This is a genomic window from Streptomyces sp. NPDC060184 (genome assembly GCF_042728795.1).
In the GTDB taxonomy this organism is placed as follows: Bacteria; Actinomycetota; Actinomycetes; order Streptomycetales; family Streptomycetaceae; genus Streptomyces.
In genome coordinates, this window is sequence record NZ_JBHWYX010000001.1 from 231,410 (window position 1) to 237,920 (window position 6,511).

General features: G+C 68.4%; 4 protein-coding genes. 3 read left to right on the plus strand and 1 reads right to left on the minus strand.

The genetic code is table 11. The annotated features are described in order from the left end of the window. Positions 1 to 55: 55 nt before the first annotated feature. Entirely contained in the window at positions 56 to 2,785 is a 2,730-nt protein-coding gene (locus ACFWEE_RS00960; RefSeq protein WP_386885213.1) for a transglycosylase domain-containing protein, read from the minus strand. A 388-nt stretch (positions 2,786 to 3,173) separates the two neighbouring features. Here ACFWEE_RS00960 and ACFWEE_RS00965 point away from each other — a divergent pair, with 388 nt between their 5' ends. The 3 genes from ACFWEE_RS00965 to ACFWEE_RS00975 all read left to right on the plus strand — a co-directional run bounded on the left by ACFWEE_RS00965 (position 3,174) and on the right by ACFWEE_RS00975 (position 6,396). Then, positions 3,174 to 3,857, plus strand: a complete 684-nt coding sequence (locus ACFWEE_RS00965) for a helix-turn-helix transcriptional regulator (RefSeq protein ID WP_386885215.1) — start codon at positions 3,174 to 3,176, stop codon at positions 3,855 to 3,857. 64 nt (positions 3,858 to 3,921) lie between these two features. After that, a complete protein-coding gene (locus tag ACFWEE_RS00970; protein ID WP_386885216.1) occupies positions 3,922 to 5,004 on the plus strand; it encodes an inositol-3-phosphate synthase in 1,083 nt (360 codons plus the stop codon). 123 nt (positions 5,005 to 5,127) lie between these two features. Continuing rightward, positions 5,128 to 6,396 carry an MFS transporter gene (locus tag ACFWEE_RS00975; protein WP_386885218.1) on the plus strand — a complete coding sequence of 423 codons (1,269 nt, stop codon included), beginning with the start codon at positions 5,128 to 5,130 and terminating at the stop codon, positions 6,394 to 6,396. The last annotated feature ends 115 nt before the right edge of the window (positions 6,397 to 6,511 follow it).

Sequence of the window (6,511 nt, forward strand, 5' to 3'; positions counted from 1 at the left end):
TCGCCAGGTGCGGACGGCCCTCGGAGACGGCCCTGATCGGAAGCCGGCTGTTCGGCTATCCGTTGCCGTTGCCGTTGCCCCGGGTCGAACCGAAGATGTCTCCTCCGTCGTCGGCTTCGTCGGTGGGCGTGGCGGTGGGATCGGTGCCGGTCGTCGTGCCTTCGGTGTCGGTGCCGGCCGCCGCTCCGGCCGTGTCCGCTCCGGCCGCCGCTCCCGCGTTGGTCCCGTCCGGGAGGCAGGTGCTCCAGCCCCAGGTCTTGCAGGTCTCGGTCGGCGCCGGAGTGGTGGGCGGCGCGGTCGTCGGAGTCGGCTCCTCGGACGGCTCCTCGGACGGCGTGGGCGACGCGCTCGGGGTCGGCGAGGGGGTCGGGCTGGGGCTCGCGCCGCCGCCGTAGACCTTCTCACCGATGGGGCCGGGAGTGGGGAACTCCTCGACCTTCGTGCCCTTCACCGCGCCGACCATGTAGTCGTGCCAGACCTGCGCGGGGAACGAAGCGCCGTGGATCTTCTCCTGACCGCCGGTGCCGAACATCTTCTGGAAGGCGCGGTCCTTGTGCTTCTCGTTGTCGTCCATGCGGAACATGCTGACCGCGGTGGAGATCTGCGGGGTGTACCCGACGAACCAGGCGGACTTGTTCTCGTCCGTGGTGCCCGTCTTGCCGGCCACTTCCCGGCCGGGAAGCTGCGCGGAGGTGCCCGTGCCGTGCTCGACGACGTTCTTCAGCACGTCGGTGACGTTGTCGGCGACGGCCGAGTCGAAGGCGGTCTTGGTCTTCTTCTCGTGCCGGAAGATGACCTCACCGCCGCTCTTGACCTCGGTGACCGAGAAGGGCTCGTTCTGCTTGCCGCTGGTGGCGAACGTGGCGTACGCCGCCGCCATACGGATCGCGCTCGGCGAGGACGTACCGATGGAAAACGACGGAACGTGGGAGTCGGCCATGTAGTCGTCGTCGCGCAGGCCCGCCGCCATCGCGACGTCCTTCACCTTGTCCGTACCGACGTCCATGCCGAGCTGCACGAAGGGCGAGTTGATCGACTCCTGCATGGCGTACCGCAGGTCGACGTCACCGTAGGAGGTGTGGTCGTCGTTGGTCTGGAGCCACTGCTTGCCCTCCTCGTTCTCCCAGGGCTTCCCCGTCCAGTCGTTGATCTTGAGTTCGTTGTCGCCGTTGTAGATGCTCTTCGGCGAGACCGGGGTGCGCTGGGACTCGCTCTGGACCTCGCCGCCCTCGGGGTCCCTCTTGCCGTACTCCATGGCGGCGGCGAGCACGAACGGCTTGAACGTCGAACCGACCTGCGCACCCGTGGGGTTGGCGTTGTTGGTGTAGTGCTTGGTGGCGTCCTGCCCGCCGTAGATGGCGATGATGGCCCCGGTGGCGGTGTCCACCGACGCGCCGCCGAACTGGACGTTGGTGTCGTACAGGGGGCGCTTCTTGGGGTCGATGTTCTCGTCGTAGACCCGCTTGACGGCCGTGTTGAGCTGCTGGACCTTCTTCTTGTCGAAGGTCGTGTGGATCTCGAAGCCGCCCTGGGCGAGGGTGTCGGAGGTGAGCCCCTTGACGTTGTCCAGGACGTAGCTCTTGGCGAGGTCGACCAGATAGCCGGTCTGGCCGCTGAGCTGAGCGCTCTTCTTCGGCGCGACCGGCATGGGGAACTCGGTGTACTTGGCCCGCTCCGCCGCGGAGAGGTGGCCGTCCTTGACCTCCTCGTCGAGGATCCAGCCCCAGCGCTTCTTGGACCGGGCCAGATTCTTCTCGGCGGTGGCCTGCACCGGGTCCACCTCGGGGGCACCGGCCGGGTCGTAGTAGCTGGCGCCCTTGAGGAGGGTGGCCAGGAAGGCGCACTCGCTCGGGTTCAGCTCGGTGGCGTCCTTGTCGTAGTACGTACGCGCCGCGGCCTGGAGCCCGGAGGCACCCCGTCCGTAGTAGGAGACGTTGAGGTACCCCTTCATGACGTCGTCCTTGTCCATCTTGCTGCCGACCTTCAGCGTGATGAACAGTTCCTTGAACTTGCGGCTGATCGTCTGTTCCTGGGTGAGCATCGAGTTCTTCACGAACTGCTGGGTGATCGTCGACCCGCCCTGGGTCTCACCGCCCTTGGCCATGTTGAACAGGGCGCGCGCGATACCCATCGGGTCGATGCCGTGGTCCGTCTCGAACGACTTGTTCTCGGCGGAGATCACCGCGTAGCGCATGGCCGCGGGGATCTGCGCGTAGCTGATCTCCTGGCGGTTCACCTCACCACCGGTCGCGACCATCTGCGAGCCGTCGGACCAGTAGTAGACGTTGTTCTGCGCCTTGGCCGCCTTGCTGACCTCCGGCATCTGCACCAGCGCGTACGAGACGCCCGCGACGCCCATCAGGAGTCCGAGGAAGCTCAGGCAGAGGCCCGAGACCAGCTTCCACGAGGGCACCCAGCGGCGGAATCCGTACTTGCCGTAGCGCGGGTAGTCGATGATCCGCTTCTTGCCCGGGCCCTCGGGCCCCCGGCCCCGCCCGGGGCCTTCGGAACCCCCGCCGCGACGCCGGCCACCTCCCCCGCCGCCGCCCGGACCTCCGGAACCAGGGCCCTCGGCCCCGCGCCGCCGACCGCCGCGCTGGGCGGCACGACGCGCTTCGGCGCGGCCTCCCGGCGGACGTTCCTCGGCGTACGACCCCGAGGGTGACTCCTGCGTCACCCTGGGTGATGGTGCTGCGCGGCGTCCTGTTGACTGCGGCGCGGCTCGTCGGGCCGCGGCACGCCCCCCGTCTTGCGGTTGAGGCGTTTTGCGACGGTGCTCGCTCATCGAACGACTACTCCTCGGGCAGGCGAGAGCGCCTGGAAGCGGCAGTTGAGATCCGGTCCCCCCCGAATTGCGGACAGGCCCTGCGGAAGGCACATCCGCAGTACATCCGGCAGTCCGCGTGTTCTGACGCCCGGCGGCGCCCCGCGGTTCCCGGTGATCTGCATGCCGGACAGACTACGCACGGTCAAAACCCATCTAGGGCCGAAGTTCACCCCAAATGACGCAAGTCGCTTGCTACGAATTAGTGATGTGACGCCGTTCACGAAGGCAGCCCTTGTCGAACCCTTCGGACCGATCTATCGTGCAGATGTATCGAGTCGATACATCAGGGCGGCATAAGCACCTGGACCGAGCACCACGGGACCGCACGGCAACGAAGGAGGCGAAGATGAGCAGGCGCTCCGGCATCCTCGAATTCGCCGTACTCGGACTGCTCCGCGAGTCCCCGATGCACGGCTACGAGCTGCGCAAACGCCTCAACACCTCGCTGGGCATCTTCCGCGCCTTCAGCTACGGAACCCTCTACCCCTGCCTCAAGACGCTGGTCGCCAGTGGCTGGTTGATCGAGGAGCCGAGCACCGCCCCGGCCGATCTCGCGACGCCCGCCTCTTCACTGGCGGGGCGCAGGGCGAAGATCGTGTACCGGTTGACGGCGGAGGGCAAGGAGCACTTCGAGGAGCTGCTCTCGCACACCGGCCCGGACGCCTGGGAGGACGAGCACTTCGCGGCTCGCTTCGCCTTCTTCGGCCAGACGGAACGCGATGTGCGGATGCGTGTCCTGGAGGGCCGGCGCAGCCGGCTGGAGGAGCGCCTAGAGAAGATGCGCGCCTCTCTCGCCCGCACCCGGGAACGACTCGACGACTACACACTTGAGCTGCAGCGGCACGGCATGGAGTCCGTGGAGCGCGAAGTGCGCTGGCTGAACGAGCTCATCGAGAGCGAGCGTTCGGGACGGGACCGGCGACGGTCCGGGCCCGAGGGCTCCTCTCAGCAGGACACCGCAGAGGAAACGGGCGGCCTGCCCCGGCGCCGGGCTGACACCCCGCCGGATCCGTCCGATCACACCGCCTGATGAAGCGTCCGCGTATCGCGGAAGCCATCGTCGGGACCACCATTACACACAGGGAGCAACCGGAATGGGTTCGGTTCGCGTAGCCATCGTCGGCGTGGGCAACTGCGCCGCCTCGCTGGTGCAGGGCGTCGAGTTCTACAAGGACGCCGATCCGGCCGGCAAGGTGCCCGGTCTGATGCACGTCCAGTTCGGCGACTACCACGTGGGCGACGTCGAGTTCGTCGCCGCCTTCGACGTCGACGCGAAGAAGGTCGGCCTCGACCTCGCGGACGCCATCGGTGCCAGCGAGAACAACACCATCAAGATCGCGGACGTGCCCAGCACCGGCGTCACCGTCCAGCGCGGCCACACCCACGACGGTCTGGGCAAGTACTACCGCCAGACGATCGAGGAGTCCGCCGAGGCCCCCGTGGACGTCGTCCAGATCCTCAAGGACAAGCAGGTCGACGTTCTCGTCTGCTACCTCCCCGTCGGTTCCGAGGTCGCGGCGAAGTTCTACGCCCAGTGCGCCATCGACGCCAAGGTCGCGTTCGTCAACGCCCTCCCGGTCTTCATCGCCGGTACCAAGGAGTGGGCCGACAAGTTCACCGAGGCCGGTGTCCCGATCGTCGGCGACGACATCAAGTCGCAGGTCGGCGCGACCATCACGCACCGCGTGATGGCGAAGCTCTTCGAGGACCGGGGCGTCATCCTGGACCGCACGATGCAGCTGAACGTCGGCGGCAACATGGACTTCAAGAACATGCTCGAGCGTGAGCGCCTGGAGTCCAAGAAGATCTCGAAGACGCAGGCCGTCACCTCGCAGATCCGTGACCGCGAGCTCGGTGCCGACAACGTCCACATCGGTCCGTCGGACTACGTGGCGTGGCTGGACGACCGCAAGTGGGCCTACGTCCGCCTCGAAGGCCGCGCCTTCGGCGACGTCCCGCTGAACCTCGAGTACAAGCTCGAGGTGTGGGACTCCCCGAACTCGGCCGGTGTCATCATCGACGCCGTCCGTGCCGCGAAGATCGCCAAGGACCGCGGCATCGGTGGCCCGATCCTCTCCGCGTCCTCGTACTTCATGAAGTCCCCGCCGGTCCAGTACTTCGACGACGAGGCCCGCGAGAACGTCGAGAAGTTCATCAAGGGCGAGGTCGAGCGCTGATCCAGCCCCGCGGCTGACAGCACCGCCCCGTGCGGGGGCGTCACCACCCGCACACGCGTCTGACGTCCAAGGTCCCCGAGCCCGCGCGCTCGGGGACCTTCGGCGTATGTGACCCTTGCTCCCATGGCTGTCGCGCGTGATCTGCGGATACTCCTGCGCCTTCGGAACTTCCGTCGCCTCCTCGCCGTACGGCTCCTCTCCCAGGCCGCGGACGGCGTCTACCAGGTCGCGCTGGCCGCGCACGTCGTCTTCTCGCCCGAGAGGCAGGCCTCGGCAGGCGCCATCGCCTCCGCCATGGCGGTCCTGCTCCTCCCCTACTCCCTGGTCGGCCCGTTCGCCGGGGTGCTGCTCGACCGCTGGCCGCGCCGCCAGGTCTTCCTCCACGGGAACCTGCTCCGAGCCGTCCTCGCCTGCTGCACCGCGCTGCTCATCCTCGGCTCCGTGCCCGAGTGGCTCTTCTACGCGTCGGCGCTCTGCGTCACGGCGGTCAACCGCTTCGTCCTCGCCGGGCTCTCCGCCGCCCTGCCACGTGTGGTCGACGCCGACCGGCTGGTGCTCGCCAACGCGCTCTCCCCGACCGCCGGCACACTCGCGGCCACCGCCGGTGGTGGACTCGCCTTCGCCGTCCGCCTGCTGGCCGACGACTCGGACGCCGCAGTGGTCCTGCTGGGCGCCCTGCTCTACCTGTGCTCGGCCCTGGTCTCCCTGACCCTGCCCCGGAAGCTGCTGGGCCCGGACGCCCAGGAGAGCGTGGTACGCCTGCGGGCGGCGCTGGGGATCACCGCGCGAGGGCTCGTCGCCGGAATGCGGCACCTGGTGGAGCGCCGGGACGCGGGCCGGGCGCTGATCGCCATGACGGTGCTCCGCTTCTGCTACGGCGCCCTGACCGTCATGGTGCTCATGCTCTGCCGCTACGCGTGGTCGGACGACGACTCCGAAGGGCTGGCGCTGCTCGGACTGGCGCTGGGGATCTCCGGGGCCGGCTTCTTCGTCGCCGCGGTCGTGACGCCCTGGGCCGTGAACCGGTTCGGCCGGTACGGATGGATCGTCGTCTGTGCGGGAACCTCGGCCGTCCTGGAACCCGCCCTGGGCCTGTCGTTCGCTCCGGCACCGATGATGGCCGCGGCCTTCGTGCTCGGCATGGCGACGCAGGGTTCCAAGATCGCGACGGACACGGTGGTCCAGACGTCGGTGGCCGACGTCTACCGGGGCCGGGTCTTCTCCCTCTACGACGTGCTCTTCAACGTGGCGTTCGTGAGCGCGGCGGCCGTCTCCGCGCTCCTCCTGCCGGCCGACGGCCGGTCCGTCCCCGTGGTGGCCGGGGTGGCCGTGCTCTACGCGGCCGTCGCCCTGGCGATGTTCCGGTGGCGACGTACGGTCGCCGACTCCTGACCCACCGGTGTTTCACGTGAAACACCGGTCGCCACCACCACCGCGGGGGGGGGGGTGGAGGGTAAAACAAACCCCCCCGCCCCACCCCCCGGGGAAGAAGGTGGACCCCCCCCCG